Annotated in this window: 20 protein-coding genes; 6 read left to right on the forward strand and 14 right to left on the reverse strand. The window is 44.3% G+C overall.

What is annotated here, in order from left to right; genetic code table 11:
• The 10 genes from JHC35_RS01235 to JHC35_RS01280 all read right to left on the reverse strand — a co-directional run.
• Positions 1 to 283 (reverse strand): LysR family transcriptional regulator (locus JHC35_RS01235; protein WP_295041560.1); only part of this gene is annotated, 283 nt, incomplete at its 3' end.
• Positions 283 to 1074, reverse strand: a complete 792-nt coding sequence (locus JHC35_RS01240) for a shikimate dehydrogenase (RefSeq protein ID WP_295041561.1) — start codon at positions 1072 to 1074, stop codon at positions 283 to 285. The genes JHC35_RS01240 and JHC35_RS01235, both read right to left, overlap by 1 nt.
• Positions 1071 to 2483, reverse strand: coding sequence for an anthranilate synthase component I family protein (locus JHC35_RS01245; RefSeq protein ID WP_295041562.1), 1413 nt, complete (start codon positions 2481 to 2483; stop codon positions 1071 to 1073). The genes JHC35_RS01240 and JHC35_RS01245 overlap by 4 nt, the downstream gene beginning before the upstream one ends.
• Before the next feature lie 11 nt (positions 2484 to 2494).
• Positions 2495 to 3439: an SPOR domain-containing protein gene (locus JHC35_RS01250; protein WP_295041563.1), complete on the reverse strand. Its 945-nt coding sequence runs from the start codon at positions 3437 to 3439 to the stop codon at positions 2495 to 2497.
• A gap of 43 nt (positions 3440 to 3482) precedes the next feature.
• Positions 3483 to 4025 carry a DUF1882 domain-containing protein gene (locus JHC35_RS01255; protein ID WP_295041564.1) on the reverse strand — a complete coding sequence of 181 codons (543 nt, stop codon included), beginning with the start codon at positions 4023 to 4025 and terminating at the stop codon, positions 3483 to 3485.
• Positions 4026 to 4040: 15 nt separating this feature from the next.
• Positions 4041 to 5288 (reverse strand): serine hydroxymethyltransferase, encoded by a 1248-nt coding sequence (locus JHC35_RS01260; protein WP_295041565.1) that lies wholly within the window; start codon positions 5286 to 5288, stop codon positions 4041 to 4043.
• The gene (gene lysS / locus JHC35_RS01265) at positions 5285 to 6802 is read right to left on the reverse strand and encodes a lysine--tRNA ligase (protein WP_295041566.1); all 1518 of its coding nucleotides are present in this window, start codon (positions 6800 to 6802) and stop codon (positions 5285 to 5287) included. Before lysS ends, JHC35_RS01260 begins: the two co-directional genes overlap by 4 nt.
• Positions 6803 to 6813: 11 nt before the next feature.
• Positions 6814 to 7293, reverse strand: coding sequence for a Fur family transcriptional regulator (locus tag JHC35_RS01270; RefSeq protein WP_295041567.1), 480 nt, complete (start codon positions 7291 to 7293; stop codon positions 6814 to 6816).
• A gap of 4 nt (positions 7294 to 7297) precedes the next feature.
• Positions 7298 to 7849: a CvpA family protein gene (locus JHC35_RS01275; RefSeq protein ID WP_295041568.1), complete on the reverse strand. Its 552-nt coding sequence runs from the start codon at positions 7847 to 7849 to the stop codon at positions 7298 to 7300.
• Entirely contained in the window at positions 7849 to 8142 is a 294-nt protein-coding gene (locus JHC35_RS01280; protein ID WP_295041569.1) for a diguanylate cyclase, read from the reverse strand. Before JHC35_RS01280 ends, JHC35_RS01275 begins: the two co-directional genes overlap by 1 nt.
• A 114-nt stretch (positions 8143 to 8256) precedes the next feature.
• Here JHC35_RS01280 and JHC35_RS01285 point away from each other — a divergent pair, with 114 nt between their 5' ends.
• The 6 genes from JHC35_RS01285 (at position 8257) to JHC35_RS01310 (ending at position 13781) form a co-directional block, all read left to right on the forward strand.
• Positions 8257 to 9603, forward strand: a complete 1347-nt coding sequence (locus tag JHC35_RS01285; protein WP_295041570.1) for a class II 3-deoxy-7-phosphoheptulonate synthase — start codon at positions 8257 to 8259, stop codon at positions 9601 to 9603.
• A 215-nt stretch (positions 9604 to 9818) separates the two neighbouring features.
• On the forward strand, positions 9819 to 11513 hold the full coding sequence (locus tag JHC35_RS01290) for an acetolactate synthase large subunit (protein ID WP_295041571.1): 1695 nt from the start codon (positions 9819 to 9821) through the stop codon (positions 11511 to 11513).
• The gene (ilvN, locus tag JHC35_RS01295; protein WP_295041572.1) at positions 11513 to 11983 is read left to right on the forward strand and encodes an acetolactate synthase small subunit; all 471 of its coding nucleotides are present in this window, start codon (positions 11513 to 11515) and stop codon (positions 11981 to 11983) included. The genes JHC35_RS01290 and ilvN overlap by 1 nt, the downstream gene beginning before the upstream one ends.
• A gap of 3 nt (positions 11984 to 11986) precedes the next feature.
• The gene (lpxD, locus tag JHC35_RS01300) at positions 11987 to 12934 is read left to right on the forward strand and encodes a UDP-3-O-(3-hydroxymyristoyl)glucosamine N-acyltransferase (protein ID WP_295041573.1); all 948 of its coding nucleotides are present in this window, start codon (positions 11987 to 11989) and stop codon (positions 12932 to 12934) included.
• 17 nt (positions 12935 to 12951) lie between these two features.
• On the forward strand, positions 12952 to 13497 hold the full coding sequence (locus tag JHC35_RS01305; protein WP_295041574.1) for a hypothetical protein: 546 nt from the start codon (positions 12952 to 12954) through the stop codon (positions 13495 to 13497).
• Positions 13498 to 13559: 62 nt separating this feature from the next.
• Positions 13560 to 13781 (forward strand): hypothetical protein, encoded by a 222-nt coding sequence (locus tag JHC35_RS01310; protein ID WP_295041575.1) that lies wholly within the window; start codon positions 13560 to 13562, stop codon positions 13779 to 13781.
• Between the two features lie 95 nt (positions 13782 to 13876).
• Here JHC35_RS01310 and JHC35_RS01315 read toward each other — a convergent pair whose 3' ends face one another.
• The 4 genes from JHC35_RS01315 to JHC35_RS01330 form a co-directional block, all read right to left on the reverse strand.
• Positions 13877 to 15043 (reverse strand): pyridoxal phosphate-dependent aminotransferase, encoded by a 1167-nt coding sequence (locus tag JHC35_RS01315; RefSeq protein WP_295041576.1) that lies wholly within the window; start codon positions 15041 to 15043, stop codon positions 13877 to 13879.
• 52 nt (positions 15044 to 15095) lie between these two features.
• Positions 15096 to 17024, reverse strand: a complete 1929-nt coding sequence (locus JHC35_RS01320; RefSeq protein WP_295041577.1) for a GGDEF domain-containing phosphodiesterase — start codon at positions 17022 to 17024, stop codon at positions 15096 to 15098.
• Positions 17021 to 17554 carry a hypothetical protein gene (locus JHC35_RS01325; protein ID WP_295041578.1) on the reverse strand — a complete coding sequence of 178 codons (534 nt, stop codon included), beginning with the start codon at positions 17552 to 17554 and terminating at the stop codon, positions 17021 to 17023. Before JHC35_RS01325 ends, JHC35_RS01320 begins: the two co-directional genes overlap by 4 nt.
• On the reverse strand, positions 17551 to 18595 hold a 1045-nt coding region (locus tag JHC35_RS01330), incomplete at its 5' end, for a TonB-dependent receptor (RefSeq protein WP_295041579.1). The genes JHC35_RS01325 and JHC35_RS01330, both read right to left, overlap by 4 nt.

The following is an 18595-nucleotide window of genomic DNA, read 5'->3' on the forward strand; positions in this document are numbered from 1 at the left end:
GTTCGTTATAGCGATGAAACGGCGGGATGAGTTCACGGGCATATGGGGTGAGTTTTGTTCCTCCCCCCCCCTTGCCCCCTGTGATACGCTCTATAAGCGGCTGGTCGGCGAGGGCGTTCATTCCGTTGATCCGCTCCCATGCTGCCTTGTAGCTCATTTTCATCTCTTTGGCGGCGGCGTTGATTGATCCGGTTTTATCAATCCGCTCCAATAGCTCGATGCGTCCCGTACCCAAAAAGCTTTGGTTCTTTTTTGTCAGCCAAAAACGTCCGTCGATTTTCATTAGAGTGCGAAGCTTTCTATCATACTGGATCTAATGTGTTCGATCGGATATTCGCCGTGCATAAACAGATGATTGGCGAGAACCCCTTGCTCCAAGAGCATATCCGAGCCGTCTTTGTACGGCAAACCGCTGACTTTTACTTCGCGCAAGTAGGGGGTCTCTTGTCCGTAAATGACGTCAATCGCTCCTTTGGCTTGTCCCAATAACTCCATTAAAAGCGGACGAGGAATCGGAAGTTCGCTATCGCTAAGGCCAGCAGAGGTGGTATTGATAATCAGATCATACGGCTTTGCCGTAAAATCATCCCATGCATAACACTCAAACCCCTTTGCGGTAAAATATTCCAATCGTCCTTGAGAGCGGTTTAAAATTGTCGGGGTGATCTCTCCGTTACGCAAGGCGATGGAGAGGGCGCGCGCTGTCCCGCCCGCACCCAAAATAAGTGCAGTTTTGATTTCACCGAACGATTGGATCGCAGACATAAATCCATCTGCATCGGTGTTGTATCCGATCAATCTCCCTTTTTCCAAAACGAGGGTATTGACCGCTTTGATCTCTTTTGCGATACCGCGTACTTCATCGCATTGTGCGTAGGCAGCTTCTTTATGCGGGACGGTGACATTGGCACCTTTGAGCCCTTTGGCAAAAAAAACGTCGCGAAGCTGTGAACCGTCACTTAGGTGGGTACGACTGTAGCACGCTTTGATATTGAGGGATTTGAAGACAGAATTGTGCATCAGGGGCGAGCGTGAATGACTGACGGGATCGCCGAAGATGCTAAACACTTTCATTGCGGCGATACCAGATCATCCAGCGTACTCGTAAGTGCGCCAAGTTTGTTCGTCACTTCGAGGTATTCGAGTTCGTGTACCGAGTCCGCAACGACTCCCGCACCCGCTTGCAAGATGACGCTATCAGGTTTGATAAGTGCGGTACGGATCGTGATTGCACTGTCCATGTTGCCATCAAAACCGAAATAACCGATGGTTCCGCTGTAAAAGCCCCGCTTGACCCCTTCAAATTCGGCAATCAATTCCATGGCACGGATTTTAGGTGCTCCCGTCATTGTTCCGGCGGTGAACGTCGCGGCGAGGAGATCGAACATATCTTTATCCTCTGCGATTTGGGCATGGACATCGGAGACGATATGCATAACGTGCGAATAGCGCTCGACATGCATCATCTCTTCGACTTTGACGGTTCCTGTTTTGGCAACCCGACCGACATCATTACGCCCAAGATCGATGAGCATGAGATGCTCTGAAAGTTCTTTCGGATCCGAGAGAAGTTCCTCTTCGAGTTCCAAGTCTCGTTTTTTGGTACCGCCGCGTTTTCGGGTTCCGGCGATCGGGCGAAGGAGAATCTCCCCGTCGGTAAGGCGTACCATTACTTCTGGAGAACTGCCGACGATACTAAAATCTTCATATTCCATCAAATACATGTACGGAGAGGGGTTCTTGAGTCTCAAGATACGGTAAAAACTGAACGGATCGACCTGCGCATGGCGGATGTAGCGGTTGGTCATCAGGATCTGGAACACGTCACCGCTGAGGATCATGTTTTTTGATTGATCGACCATCGAGAAAAATTTCTCTTTGGTAAAAATAAACTCTCCACCTCGATCATGTTGAATAGGCTTGAGCGGTGTATAAGTGTAGGGAGATTTAAGTGTAGATTCGATTTCAACAAAACGCGCACTCATCGATTCCAGTGCGGTGAGCATCGTGATGGATGCCGTCTTATGCGAGACGACAAGAGTGAGCTTCGGGAGGATCAAATCCATATCGGGAATATTGGTTTGATCGACGAGACCACTCATTGATTCTTCAAGAACGTGTTCGAAAACCTGTACCATATCGTATCCGATATAGCCGATAAAACCGTCAATGTACCCTACATTTAACTCTCGGGAGTGTTCACGGTACTTTTTTTGGTCAAGAGAAGCGTAATACTCTTTTAAAAATGTAAAAGGGGAATGCTCGATGAGATTCACTTTTCCCTGAGCATCAATGTAAGTTGTGACTTTTTGGTTGTAAGTGAGACGTTCGCGCGCCCCAATGACAATAATCGTATAGTTCCCGTCGCTGTTTCCTGCGCTTTCAAATAAAAAACTGACTTCATCTGGGAAAAGAGCTTTAGCCTTTTCATAAACAGCGATTGGTGCGAACTGATCGAGAGAAAAACGGCGCGAGGAGATCAATGGTTCCCCTTTTATTTTTGCGCCGGAGTAGGATAGGCACCGGCTTCAATATTGCGTTTTACATTGCCGAGTACATCTTGTGCCGCTTTTTTGCCTTGGAACGGCCCTACCATCACTTTAGTTGTTGCTCCGGCAGGAACCGTCGTATATTTTAGGCCGCTGGCGTTAAGACGGTCAAAAAGGGCTTTATTCGGCTCTTTCGCAAATGAACCGACTTGGATATACCATACGCCTGAATCTTCGGCTTTTGCGGATGTTTTTGGTGCAGAAGTTTCAGCCGCTTCAGGTTTTGGAGCTGCATCAACAGCCGCTTTTTCCCCTGTTTTAGGGGCAGGGGTTTCGGTTGTTGCTTTTGAAGCCGTCACTTTTTTAGGTTCAGCTTCTTTTTTTACTTCTGTCGGTTTGGTTGTTTTGATAGTCGGTGTATTGACGACCGGCTTTTCTGTTTTTTGGGCAGTTACCGGAGCTGCTTTTGTTGTCACTTTCACCGGTGCAGGGGCAGGAGCCGCTGCCGGAACCGAAACAGTTTTCGGTTGCTGAGCAGGGACGCTTTGTTGTGTCGGAGCCGCTTGAACAACATGTGCTGCTGCAGCTGGAGTGTTTTGCATCGACTCTTGCTTGATTTTTTGGGCAATTTGTCCTAAATCTTGTTGTTTTGCAGGTGCTTCATTGACGGCTGGGATCGTTTCTGAACTTTGATTACCTTCTCCCTCTTGAATCACTTTAACGGGTTCAAAAAGAGGATCGTTAACAATCTCTTTGGGTGATGTCGGGGTTGGCGGGACCGCTGCAACCGGAGGCTGTGCATCTGATTGTGTCTTAAGCGAATTCATAATCACTAAAACAATAATCAAAATAAGAGTCAAAGCAGCAATAGCCAAAAGCATTTTTTTGCTGTTGGAGTTTGACCCTCCCTTACTTAAGATAATGTCATTAAGTTCGTTTTTCTCTTCCATTAGATGTACCGTTCCTTATGCGTAGTGATAGTTTTATCGAGTGTTACATGTGCTTCGACCACGAAGCACCACGCTCTTTTGCGTACACTTCGTAGGGAAGATTGAGAATATTATACTCCAGAGGCAACTCATCCGTCGGGAACATTCTCCATTGTTTCGGTTGCTTTGCCGCCAATTTCAATGAGAGCATTTTACCCAATTGTACCGCTTCTTGAAAAGTAGTATGCCCTTTATGGATATACACGTGCAAGTGCCCCGGTGTTTTGGTTTCAAATGCAGTGAAATTAATGAATCCCTCTTCTCTAAGCAATAATTGTGCCTTATGATAAAAACGCTGCGGATCCGTTCCGTTATAGTCAATTACAATATTTTCTACTTTATCGAATTTATTGAGTAGAGAGTGGGCAACGGTGATTTGTTTTTTTAGATGCTGATCGATAACCGCTTGAGTGAGAGTCTTATCCACACGCTCGTATTTGTTAAAAAACGTACGCCCTTTGAAATCGATTTTATTGACTACATTCTCATGTTTCAACCAATAATGGTCTGAAATCATTTTTATAAGCTTCATATCCATCGATGTCATCGGTAATACCTTCTATTAATATGTTGATTGTGTATAAATAACGAAATTTTTAGCCAAAGCTTTCAACTCTTCTTTGATAGCGGCTTGTTTCGATTCATTCTCGATATCATCCAAAACATCGGCAATTTTATTGGCGATAAATTCAAATTCTTTCTCTTTCATACCGCGTGATGTTAATGCCGGACTTCCGATACGCACCCCAGATGTGACGAACGGAGAACGGGTTTCTCCTGGTACGGTATTTTTATTGACGGTGATCCCCGCGCGTCCGAGTGCCGCATCGGCATCTTTTCCGCTGAACGGTTTATTCAAAAACGATACGAGAACAAGGTGGTTATCGGTTCCGCCGCTGACGATGTCATAACCGCGAGCCATCAATACTTTTGCAAGGACTGCCGCATTTGCTTTGACTTGCGCAGCATATACTTTCCACTCTGCAGAGAGGTTGTGTTTGAAACCGACCGCTTTTGCCGCGATAACGTGTACCAACGGTCCCCCCTGTAACGCAGGGAAAATAGCCGAATTGATTTTTTTCGCGATCTCTTCGTCGTTCGTCATGATCATACCGCCGCGTGGACCCGCGAGAGTTTTATGTGTTGTCGTAGTGACGACATCGGCATACGGAAATGGGCTAGGGTGTTCACCTGCACAGACGAGTCCTGCAATATGGGCGATATCGGCAAACAAGATCGCACCGACAGCATCGGCAATCTCACGGAATTTTTTGAAATCGATTTCGCGTGCATAAGCAGAAGCTCCGCAGACGATGATTTTCGGTTGAACGATTTTTGCGATGTCCATGACACGCTCATAGTTGATACGACCATCCAACTCTACACCATACGAAAAGCTGTGGTAGTTTTTGCCTGAAAAACTTACTTTTGAACCGTGGGTCAAATGTCCGCCGTGGCTAAGATCCATCCCGAGAAGTTTATCGCCTGCTTGCAACAATGCCGCATAAACCGCACCGTTCGCCGATGAACCGGAGTGCGGTTGTACGTTGGCATAGTTACAGCCGAACAATTCGCAGGCACGATCAATTGCCAATTGCTCAACCGCATCGGCGTATTCGCATCCGCCGTAGTAGCGTTTTGCGGGATACCCTTCGGCATATTTGTTTGTAAATACTGATCCCATCGCTTCCATAACGGCAGGAAGGGTAAAGTTTTCCGATGCGATCATTTCCAAATGATCGGTTTGTCGTTCAAGCTCTTGCTCACATAGGGTGTAAATTTCGTTGTCGAATTCTTTGAGGAAACTCATTCTTCTTCTCCATGTTGATTTTGATTGTGGTGTAAAGGTTTCATTGCTGGGAAGAGCAATACATCCCGGATTGAGTGTTGGTTGGTCAGCATCATGACCAAACGGTCGATTCCGATCCCTTGTCCCGCTGTCGGTGCCATTCCGTAGCTGAGTGCCGTGACGAAATCTTCGTCCATTTCGTGGGCTTCGTCGTCGCCGGAGTCTTTGGCCGCCATTTGCCCTTCGAAACGCTCTAACTGATCGACAGGATCGTTGAGTTCGCTAAATGCATTGGCAATTTCGCGTCCTGCAATGAAGAGTTCAAAGCGATCAGTCAATTCCGGACGTTCGTTATTACGGCGTGCCAATGGAGAAATCTCCACCGGATAGTGGGTGATGAAGGTCGGATTGATCAGTTTGGCTTCAACGAACTCATCAAAGAGTTCCCCTTGGAGTTGGCCGAGGTTCATTGCGGCATTCGCTTCGAGATTTTTGGATTTCAAAAATGCTAAGATAGAGTCTTTGTCATTGACAATCTCTTCAGGAACCCCGCCGATAACGCTGAGACTTTTAACCAGTTCGATTTCGGTAAATTGATTGAAATCGACCATTAAATCGCCATACGGCAATTGTTTCGGGAGGTTAAGATGATCGAAGAGATATTCAAAATACTCTTTTGTAATTGCAATCAAATCTTTGTACGTTTTAAATGCCCAGTAAAATTCAATAGAGGTAAATTCCGGATTATGGGTTGCATCCATCCCCTCATTACGGAAGTTGCGGTTGATCTCAAACACCGCTTCGAATCCGCCGACGATGAGACGTTTGAGATAAAGCTCGGGAGCGATACGCAAATAGCGATCGACCCCTAATGCATTATGGTGTGTCACGAACGGTTTTGCGTTCGCACCGCCGGCAATTGGATGCATCATCGGCGTCTCTACTTCTAAAAATCCTTTGTCTTCGAAAAAGCGTCGGGTAAGGCTGATCACTTTTGAACGGATATGGAATATTTTACGTACTTCGGAGTTCATAATCAAATCGAGATAGCGTTGGCGATAGCGCATCTCTTTGTCTTGAATCCCGTGAAATTTTTCAGGGAGCGGAGAGATCGCTTTGGTCAAAATTTTGAGATTATCGGCATGAAGCGAAAGTTCACCGTGTTGTGTTACGAACGGATAGCCGCTCACTTCGATGATGTCTCCTACTTCGATGAGTTTTTTGAAAACGTCGTTGTAAAAGTTTTCAGGGAGGTTGTCGCGTGCAACATAGATTTGGAGCATACCGCTTTCGTCTTCGATTTTAACGAAACTCGCTTTTCCCATAAGTCGGAAAAGTTTAATGCGTCCTGCAACAATGTAATGTCGATTCTCATCCCTTTTTTCCTCTTTTTGAAACAAATCGGAATTTACGTTGTGAAATTTTTCAACGGACGTGTTACGTTCGGAATGATTTGCATACGGATCGATGCCGAGAGCTCTGAGGGCGTCGGCTTTTTCAATTCGCTGTTGTACATACTGGTTTTCAAATGCCAATGGTTTTTCCTTTATTTTTTTGTGGTTTGGCAATTTTTGCAAATGCCGTAAATTTGCATAGAGTGTTCTTGCATGACAAAACCCAAGTTTTCGGTAATCTCTTTTTGTCGGTGTTCAATCTCTTCGTCGACAAACTCCGTGATGGTTCCGCACGAGGTACAGATGATGTGATCGTGATGATCTTTTGCACCCAGTTCGTATTTTTTTCCCTGCGCTCCAAACGAGAGCGATGTAACCATATCGGAATCTTCGAGCAAAGAGAGTGTACGATAAACCGTAGCGATACCGGTTCCCAGTTCAGGATATTTTTGCTGGATTAAGTGGTGTAAACCTTCCGGCGTAAGGTGTTCATCCGAATTATAAAGCATTTCAAGGATGACTTCGCGCTGAATGGTAAATTTTAGACCGTTGGCTTTTAGCAGCTGTTTGAAATCGTTCAACAGTTTCGCGTAATCGACTGTACGTTCTGTGAATTTTGTATACGCGTTCATCGACTTATTTATCCTTGCTCGAAGTATTGGTATCGGTTGTATTCGCATCGTTTAAAAACGGCACGGAGGTATTGGTTTCAATATGCAAAATAAAATCGCCCGTGGCAAACATCGGTTTGTATAAAAAGCTATTGGAAAGTTTTTGTTCAAAATTTTCACGAATCGCACTGACGCTGAAAAGAGCGTAAACGATGATCGAGATGATAAAGAAAAACTTGCTGCTTCCCATGACAAAGCCTAAACTTCTGTCTAATGGCCCCAAACCGCTCAGCGAACTGAGTTTTTTAAAGCCTGAACCCAGTGCAACCATCAAAACCCAGAAGATACCGAGCGCAAATATGAAGCCCACAAGATTAACCGCAGTCATACTTTCAAAATGAAAGAGCAGATCACTCAAAATTTTACCGATGATTCCACCCAGATGCGACGCGACAAAAACACCTCCTACGATTCCGACAAGACCGAATACCTCTTTGGAAAAACCGTTTAAAAGCCCTTTCAGACCGAGGAGCAATACAATTGATCCTACCGCAAGGTCAAAATAGTTTAAATCCATCAAAGCTCCATTTCCAAACGGTCTTTACCGTTGTTTTTAGCTTTGTACAAAGCTGCATCGGAACGTTCGATGACAGTATCTATCGTATCGTTTGGCTGTAAATTTGTCATGCCGATACTCAAGGTAACGCTAATTTGTTGGTTTTGAAAGAGAGGTTTGTTGTTGCGACAATGGAATAAAAAAGGATTTGTTTGGCTGTATTCCACCTGTAACCTTTGTACTATATAGATACTCAAAAGCTCTTTTAAATTACTGAAAAAGGGGCAGATGAGAGCAAATAAAATAAACGCCATTATACTTTTTCAAACATAAATCTAACTTTTGGCGTTTGTAATCAGTCCCATTTTAGGATAAATGGATAAAATTCGTCCACTAATAATCAGGTGCGTTAGCACACAGGAGTCGATATGAGCACATGGAGCCGATCAAGCTGGAGAGAAAAACCGATTAAACAACAACCGACGTATCCCGATACGGCGGTTTTGGAACAAATCGAAGCACAGCTGCGCAACTATCCCCCTCTCGTATTCGCCGGTGAAGCTCGTACACTCAAAAAGAATTTGGCCGACGTCTGCGAAGGAAAAGCATTCTTACTGCAAGGGGGCGACTGTGCGGAGAGTTTTTCAGAATTTCATGCCCACAATATTCGTGATACTTTCAAAGTTATGATGCAAATGGCGGTTGTCATGACATTTGCCGGCGGCGTTCCCGTAGTCAAAGTGGGACGTTTGGGCGGTCAATTTGCGAAGCCGCGTTCATCGGATACGGAGACAGTTAATGACGTAACGCTCCCAAGTTACCGAGGGGATATCATCAACGGTGTTGAGTTTTCGGCTCAAGCTCGTGTGCCGGATCCGTACCGTATGGTTCAAGCGTATAACCAATCTGCTGCAACACTCAATTTGCTTCGCGCATTCGCGACCGGCGGATTGGCAGACTTGCATCAAGTTCATGCTTGGAACTTGGGATTTGTCGGTCAAAACGAGATGACAAAAAAATACGACGAGCTCTCTCGTCAGATTGATGACTCTCTGCGTTTTATGGCGGCATGCGGAATCACGTCGGATAAATTTCAGACATTGCGTGAGACCGATTTTTTCACTTCGCACGAAGCATTGTTGTTGAACTACGAAGAGGCGTTTACGCGTCAAGACTCATTGACGGGAGATTGGTACGACGTATCATCTCATATGTTATGGATCGGTGATCGTACCCGTCAGCTGGACGGTGCGCATGTTGAGTTCATGCGAGGGATCAAAAATCCGATCGGCGTTAAGGCGGGTCCGTCGATGGATCCGGAAGATTTGATCCGTTTGTGCGATATTCTCAATCCTGAAAATGAAGCAGGTCGTTTGAATGTTATTGTCCGTATGGGTGCGGATAAAGTAGCGGATGGGATGCCGGCATTGATTCATGCGATCGAGCGAGAAGGGAAAAAAGTGCTCTGGAGTTGTGATCCGATGCACGGCAATACGATCACAAGCAACGGCTATAAAACCCGTCCGGTCGAGCAAGTACTCAAAGAGATGAAGCAATTTTTCCAAGTTCATAAATCCGAAGGCACCTATGCCGGCGGTGTTCATTTGGAGATGACCGGGAAAAATGTTACCGAGTGTCTGGGTGGATCGTTCGAAATTACTTCCGACAATCTCAAGAGCCGCTATCACACGCACTGCGATCCGCGTCTCAATGCCGATCAATCGCTTGAATTGGCATTTTTGATCGCTGATACCCTCAAAGAAGCACACCGCTAATTCCTGCTAAGAATAAAAAATGCATGATTGATTTTCAAAATGAGTCAATCATGTCTGAAGAGATCGATCACAAAAAAAGTATCTTGAATCTCTCCTTGGAGTTTTTAACGTAATTTATAGCTTCTTTCCTTTATAATCCGCTAATTTTTTCAACACTATTGCCCTTCTTGCTATTTAGAGCAATATGAACCTATTCTATTATTTAAGGAGACGACATGCAAATTAGCGGTGCACAGATGGTTATCGAAGCACTCATCGCCGAGGAAGTTGAAGTCGTATTCGGTTACCCCGGCGGGGCGATCATGAACGTCTATGATGAGATTTACAAACAACGCTCATTTCAACATATTTTGACCCGTCACGAACAAGCGGCGGTTCATGCCGCAGAAGGATATGCCAAAGCAACCGGAAAAGTCGGTGTTGCCATGATCACTTCCGGTCCTGGATTTACAAATGGGGTAACGGGGCTTGCCGATGCCTATATGGATTCAATCCCTCTTGTGGTTATCAGCGGTCAAGTTCCGATGTCGCTGATCGGTACCGATGCATTTCAAGAGATTGATGCTGTCGGGATTAGCCGTCCGTGTACCAAACATAACTATTTGGTCACCGATGCGGCAGATTTGCCTCGTATTTTGAAAGAGGCGTTTTACATTGCCCGCACCGGACGCCCCGGACCGGTTCATGTCGATATCCCAAAAGACGTTACGGCACAAATTGCAACCTTTGATTATTCCAAAGAGGTTGAATTAGAGACCTATAAGCCGACAACCAAAGGGAATGCCCGCCAGATCAAAAAAGCGATTGAAGCGATTGCAGCGGCAAAACGTCCGCTCCTTTATTTGGGCGGAGGTGTCATCAGTTCGGGTGCGGCAGACCTTGTTCGTGAATTTTCAACCATGACTCAGATTCCTGCGGTTGAGACATTTATGGCACGTGGAACCCTTCGCTATGATGATCCGCTTTTGATTTCGATGCTTGGAATGCATGGATCGTATGCGGCTAATATGGCGATGTCTGAAACCGATTTGGTTATCGGCTTGGGAGCTCGATTTGATGATCGTGTTACAGGGAAACTTTCTGAATTCGCTAAAAATGCACGGATCATCCATGTTGATATCGATCCTGCGAGCGTGTCAAAATTGGTCCATGCCCATTTCCCGATTGTCGGTGATATCAAAAACGTTTTAGAGCAAATGATTCCGTTGGCAAAAGAACAGGTCAACCCGACACGTTACGAGTCGTGGCACAATACGATTGCCAATTTCAATAAGCTTCACCCACTCTCTTACAAAGAAGAGGGGGATCGTCTTAAGCCGCAATGGGTTATTGAGCGTATCGGGCAGCTTTTGGGTGATGGTGCGAATATCTCTACGGATGTCGGACAGCATCAGATGTGGACGGCTCAGTTTTATCCGTTTACCCGTCCTCGCCAATGGGTCAGTTCTGGCGGCTTAGGGACGATGGGATTTGGCTTTCCGGCAGCATTGGGAGTAAAACGGGCAGATCCTGAAAAAGTGAGTATTAATATCACGGGTGATGGTTCAATTTTGATGAATATCCAAGAGTTGATGACAGCTGTTGAGTATAAGCTTCCGGTTATCAATGTTATTTTGAATAATAATTTCTTGGGAATGGTACGCCAATGGCAGACTCTTTTTTACGACAAACGTCACTCGTCGACCGATCTATCGATGCAGCCCGATTTTGTTAAACTGGCCGAAGCCTTCGGCGGGGTAGGGTATCGTGTCAATACCAAAGAGGAGTTTGACGCGGCGCTCAAAGATGCCATTGAGAAAAATGTCGTTGCGATTATCGATGTCGTCGTCAACCGTTTCGAGAACGTTCTGCCGATGGTTCCGGCAGGTGGATCACTTTTTAATATGATGTTAGAGTACAAGGAGAAATAATGGAAAATGCACGCAGAGTAATTTCCGTTATCGTGATGAACGAAGCAAGCGTACTCTCACGTATCGTAGGATTGTTTTCAGGACGCGGATACAATATCGAATCATTAACGGTTGCTCCGATTCCCGATTCGAAATATTCACGGATCACGATCGTTACGGCCGGATCGGTTCGTGTGGTTGAGCAGATTACCAAACAATTGCATAAATTGATTCCAGTCCTTAAAGTATATGAACATGCCGATTTGGTTGAGACCGAGATGGCTCTGGTTAAAATCCCTATGAGTGAATCGCTGGGGGATATTGAAGCGTTAACCCACGCATACAACGGGCGTATCGTCAATGTCGGAAGCGATACAATGATTGCGATGATAGCTGATGAACCTGCGAGAGTAAACCATTTTCTTGAAGCGATCAAACGGTTCCATCCAAAAGAGATTGTACGCAGCGGCTCAGTCGCGTTAGAGAGATAATCTATGACACTCCATGAAATCGGACAGCTTTTGGGATGTGGTGAAAACGGGGATATGCGTGAGATACACGGAATGAATACGCTTCGTGACGCTTCGTCCAAAGAGATCTCGTTTTTGTCCGATTCTAGATACGAAAAAGAGCTTATTAATACCAAGGCATCTGCCGTTATTCTCCCCGCATCCAAAGCCCATTTGCTTCCAGAAGGGGTCATCGCACTTGTATCCGAAGAGCCCTATATGGCGGTGGCGGTTCTTTCAAAATATTTTACAAAACCTATCCAAAGTAGTACAAAAGCTCCAATTATCGGCGAAGGGACCCAGATTTATCCAACCGCGCATGTCGAAAACGGTGCTTCAATCGGTAAAAACTGCACCATTATGAGCGGTGTCTATATCGGTGCGGAGTCTGTGATCGGCGATGATGTCATTTTGTATCCGAATGTTGTTGTGTATCGAGATTGTGTTATCGGTAATCGAGTTGTGGTTCATTCAGGTAGTGTGATCGGCTCGGATGGTTTCGGATATGCCCACACTAAAACGGGAGAACACGTTAAACTTTATCAAAACGGGAATGTTGTGATTGAGGATGATGTAGAGATTGGAGCCAATACAACGGTAGATTGTGCTGTTTTTGGCTCAACATTCATTAAACGTGGCACTAAAATTGATAATTTGGTCCAAATCGGACATAACTGTGTTGTGGGTGAACACTCGATTATGGTTTCTCAATCGGGGCTTGCAGGCTCCACAACCTTGGGGCGCAATGTTGTGATGGGGGGGCAAAGTGCTACAGCAGGGCATTTGAGTATAGCACCGTTTACAACGCTTGCTGCCCGCTCTGGTGTTACGAAAAGTATCACTCAAAAAGGGGTGTATAGCGGCTTCCCGCTGATGGAACATAAATTATGGCTGAAAATGCAGGCAAAATTGGCTAAAATATTAGAATCTTAAGCAAAAGGGGGAAATGGATGCGGAAAATTGCGGCAGGTTTCATGGTTGCAACAGCGCTTTTGCATGCTGATGGTGAGCTTGTGGGTGATATTCGTATGCCAGACATTGTCCTTGATGCTATTAAACATTGTGAGTGCTTACAAGAAGGGGGTGCTTGTAACCCCCATGTGATTCGAATTAATGCTGATGATGAAGCTCAACGAGCCTTAGCGGCTGGTTTCGCGGTCAATGGACATATCATCAAATGCGGCAGTACAGAACAATGTACGGCACAAGCCCAAGCACTTATTGATGGTGGAATCACCAATCTTGACCTCGGACCGTATCAAATCAACTACAAATATCATCCCAATCCGATGTTAAATGAATATTTTGAAGATTCTACCGCACGCGAGCAGGCAAATGCTATTTTGACGAAGCTGGTTAAAAGTTTCGGATATTCGTGGGAGACATTAGGGCGCTATCACCATTTCAGTGCAACGGATCGCACCCGTAATGAGCGCTATTACCGTAAAATGTATGCTTTTATTTACGGTAATATGACCAATCAAGGTTCCAATTAATTTTTAAGCTTGTTTTAGCCAAAATCGGCTACACTAACCCATTACAGCTATTAGGAGTTTTTATGAGTTCTGGCGTTACGATTATCAAAGAGATCCCTTTGGATGGGACAAAAAAAGGGATCATTTCCATCAGCAAAGTAGATGAGCCATACGGTGCAGGAAGCGATAGTGTTGCAAGTATCGGAATTTCACTTTCCGGTGATGCCAAAAATCCGGAATGGAAAGTACATATTCCGATGGGGAATATCGATGCTGTAGTTGAGGCGTTGAAAAGTATTAAGTAGGTAAACGCAGAAGTAAATCCCGTTCGTGGTGAGCTTGTCGAACCATGAACCGTTTTTGCCCTTCGACTAGCTCAGGGCGAACGGAAAGAGTAGATTTATTTTTTTGCAGCCACAAATGCAGCGATACGTTTGATACCCTCACGAATACTATCAATATCGGTTGCAAAACTAAATCTAAAATATCCCTCAGAACCGAAACCTACACCCGGTATGACAGCGACTCCTTGATCTTCTAATAACTCTTTACAAAATTGCATGGAGTCATTGCTCACCTCTTTGATGTTCACGAACAGATAAAAAGCTCCTGCAGGTGAAAGGACAGATAAGCCGTCGATTTCATTGAATAATTTGACCGCTTCATCGCGGCGTGCCTTAAACTGGACACGCATTGCTTCGATATCCGCATCCGCATCACCGTTAAGACCGGCAATAGCGGCTTTTTGGGTGATTGAGTTGATATTCGAGGTGCTTTGGCTTTGGAGTTTTTTTATTGCTTGGATAATGTCTGTTTTTGCTGCAGCCATGTATCCGAAACGCCATCCTGTCATTGCGACCGATTTGCTCAAACCATTGATGGTTATGGTACGTTGGTACATATCTTCGCTTACTGCAGCGGCAGATGTAAATTCACCGTCATAGATCAATTTTTCGTACATTTCATCGCTTGCAACAAGAACATTTGTCCCCTCAAGCACTTTGCCTAATGCAATTAGCTCTTCGCGTGAATAGACAGCTCCTGTCGGGTTGGACGGAGAAGTGAGGATCAACATTTTTGTTTTAGGCGTTAATGCCGCTTTGAGTTGTTCTGGGGTAATTTTGAATCCGCTTGAATCGTCTGTCATGATCTCAACGACGCTTCCGCCACAGTACATCACGAGTTCTGGATAGGTGACCCAGTATGGAGCCGGGATAATGACTTCATCTCCTGCTTGGATTGTACACGCAAAAAGATTATAAAGCGAGTGCTTTGCGCCGTTGTTGGTGATAATTTGATTCGGTTTGTATTCAAGATTATTATCGCGTTTGAGTTTCAAAGCGATTGCCGCTTTGAGTTCAGGAATTCCATCAACGGCAGTGTATTTGGTAAAACCGTCGTTGATCGCTTTGATGGCGGCATCTTTGATCACTTGAGGAGTATCAAAATCGGGCTCACCTGCGGAAAAGCTGAGGATATTTTTCCCTTGCGCTTTGAGTTCTTGTGCTAACGTAGAGATAGCTATGGTAATCGATTCGGAGAGTGTATTGACGCGATCGGTTAACATGGTTTTGCCCTTGTAAAAATTTTGCGAATTATACCATGCTAAGAATTAAATTTTACATCAGTTGTTGATTTAAAAATTGCGGTTTTCCGGTATGGAAACCTTGTGCATACGTGATACCCAAATCTTCTACATGGCGTAAAATCTCTTCGGATGACACAAACTCGGCAACGGTATCAATCCCTATTTTATGGGCGAAATGGACGATCGCTTCAACGACGATCCGATTACGCGGATTTTGATCGATCGATTTGATGAGAGAACCGTCAATTTTGAGAATATCGACATTCAGTTTGAGAATATTTTCAAAATTGGAGTAACCTGTACCGAAATCATCAATAGCAAACTTCGCACCGAGTCCTTTCATTCGAGTGATGAACAATGCAACTTCCTCGAAGTTTTCAATCCCTTCCGACTCTAAAATTTCAAAAATGATACGATCGGCCGTTCCGGTTTGACGGAGAATATTTTCTATGGTCGTTACGGTTCTCTGATCTAATATATCACTTCCGGAGAGGTTGACCGAAAATTGCTCGTGTCGGCCCATAAATAGGCGACAAGCCTGATAGATGACTTCTTGTGTGATTTGATGATATAGCTTTGTTTTTTGGGCAATTGGCAGAAACTCACAAGGAGCGATAAGGGAGCCGTCTTCGTTTTGTATCCGTACCAATGTTTCAAATTTTTCTATTTTTCCGTTTTCACAGGAGATAATCGGCTGATATTGACATACGATGCGATGCTCAACCAGTGCCTGTCTGATTTGAGCAGACATAGCGATATTATTTTTATATTGTTGCTCAATGCCTTCGAATTGATCATAAGTAGAATAGAGTTGTTTCGCGCTTCGTGCTTTATTGAGTGCAATATCGGCGTGGATTAGCGGTTTGGTGCTGTCGATTGCGATACCGACGGTAGCTCGTACGTGCACCGTTTCATCCGAAATCATAAAAAGTTTTTCATTCAACGATGATAATAAGCTCTCGATGTCATGCTGAAATTGAGCAGGTGAATGTCCATCATGCGAACGAAATGCAAATTCATCTCCCCCGATACGGTAAGGGTTAAGTTTCAGTTCATGAAACCAACTGGCGATTTGTGTTAACAGCCAGTCTCCAGCATCGATACCGAAGAAGTCATTGATCTCTTTAAAATCGTCAATATTTAAAATAGCAACGGTATTTGTCGGTTGTCTGAGCAAGTCTTCTTGTAGCTTGATCCGGTTGGGCAATGATGTTAGGGGATCATAATAGAGATGCTGTGTCGCTTTGTGTGTTTGCTCCGCAATTTTAATTTCGAGATTTTTGTTAATCGATTCGATTTCATCAGAATAAGCGATAACGCTTTCTTGCATACTCTCAAAAGAGTGGACGATATGGGTAAATTCTCGTTGTGTAAAGGGAAGATCAAACGTGATTTTTGTTCCCGGTTTATAGTTACGTACTTTGCGGGCTATCAGTGTTATCGGGAGGAGGAGGCGGTTTATCCATAAGATCATAAGCCATAAAATACTAAAAACACTAATACTGATCCAACCGTACAAGGTATAAAATCGATTCATTGTTTTTGTAAACTCTTCTCCTGAATAGGTGAGCGTAATGGAACCGATCGGTTTGAGGGTAGAGGGTTCGACTAAATCTTCAGTGACGTTAATCGTTTGGTACGGTTCTGCTGGGATGTGTTGGCGGTAATTGAGAAGAACTTTTCCCTTGAGATCAATAATTTGCAAGGCGATCACTTCTTCACGATGGGTAATGGAAGAGAGTTTGCTGCCTAAATCATTCAATCCTAAAAAGAGAGAGAGTGAAACGGTAGGGCTGACGGTGTCAATGAGCAAGAGGGCTTTTTCTTTTTGGGAATTAAGGGTCAAATCACGGACGATAGAAAAAGTGACCAAAGTAATGGTACCAAAAATAATAAATGTTACCATAGAGAGCAATAGGAAAAGTTTGGTCGAGAGTCGGGCGTTTTTAAAATAGTTCATTCAATAAATCTTGCAATATGGTATAGGGTTTCATCAAAATGGAATTTCCCCTTTTTTAAAGTTTTTTTGTTGACGTAAATAATCGTTGAGCGTTCAATGGCGATCGAGCCTAAAATACCGTATTCCAAATCTGCAACATCGTATGAAAAGGCTGGAACGGTATTTTCAATACTCCATGCCGCAATTTTTTCGAGTATTTTAGGATTGCAATTATGTACGACATAAACAAAGGCTATATCTTTTCTCTCAAATAATTCATTGGCTGAAACAGGAATAGCGCTAAAATACAGAGCAGCGACTTTGCCGTTGTAAATTTTGTTGATCTCATCGGCAATCGACTGTGCTTCGGATTTTTGGTTACTATCGTAAACAACCGCAAAATTTTTTTTGGATGGATCGGATTTGGAGGTTAGGCTGGTGTCGAGTGCCATAATTTTAGGAACTATGCGAGCGTGTGCTTTGGTGATAAACGAGTCACCGGCAAAAGCAAGAATGGTGCTAAATAAGAGCAATAGAACGGCACGCATCAAAATTTCCAACCTGCTCGAATCCAAAAATTTCGCCCCTCTACGGGATAATCATCGGCGTAGGTTGAGGGTGGTGATGCGTAGCGATAAATGGCATTATTGACGTTTTTCAATGCACCTTGCAGATAAAAGCCGCTAAGACCTTCCCAACCTAAAATGAGATCATACGATGCAAACGAATCCATAGCGTTTTTACGTGTGTCATCAGGACTACGCTCTTTTTCGCTAATATAGCGCCCTATAACAGCCGCATTGAATTGCGGCATGAGGGAATAGGATATCCCCCCCTTTATAAGATGTGAAGATGCATAGGGGAGATAGTTGGTGGTAGTGGTTTCTCCTTGGATGTAGCTATATGAGAGGAATGCCAAAGTGTCGTCTGTTGGAGTGCCTCGAAATTCACTTTCAAATCCTTTGATATTGCGTTCTGCGATATTCTGATAGGTTTTGTCAACCGTGTTTGCGGTGATCTGATCGGTATTGTGTAGATAAAAGAGATTAACTCCCAGTGTTGCATCAAGCGAGGGTTTGTAGAGATACTGTGCTTCATAAGAAATAACGTGTTCAGGCTCTAAGTCCGGATTTCCGATACGTGCAGGATTATTTTCTGTATACATTTCTTGAAAAGAGGGGAGACGGTAACTATTTCCGAGCATGAATTTAAATATATGTTGACGATAAGGCTGATACACTAATGCAGCGCGAGCATACGGCTCCACATCCATATTGGATGCTTTTGTCTCTCCTGCGTTAAGAGAGAGGGCCAGCTCATCACTGATATCGATGGTGTCATTGATATACATTTCGTAAGAGTGACGGCAAGCAGCGCCAGCATCGAGAAAAGGGGCAGTGGTGCTGTAGTCGATAATTTGTGTACCATTATTGACTCGTTCAGTTGTTTTTGACGATAAATTGATGACATCTTCATATTTTAACGTATAACCAGCAGAGATTTTATGATTTTTTAGTCCTGTATATATTGCTGAAAGCCCTGCATATCTCAGTCGGCTATTTAAATCCAAATATGCCCAATAGCCGTTTGGA

It is taken from the genome of Sulfuricurvum sp., from assembly GCF_022759005.1.
GTDB lineage: Bacteria > Campylobacterota > Campylobacteria > Campylobacterales > Sulfurimonadaceae > Sulfuricurvum.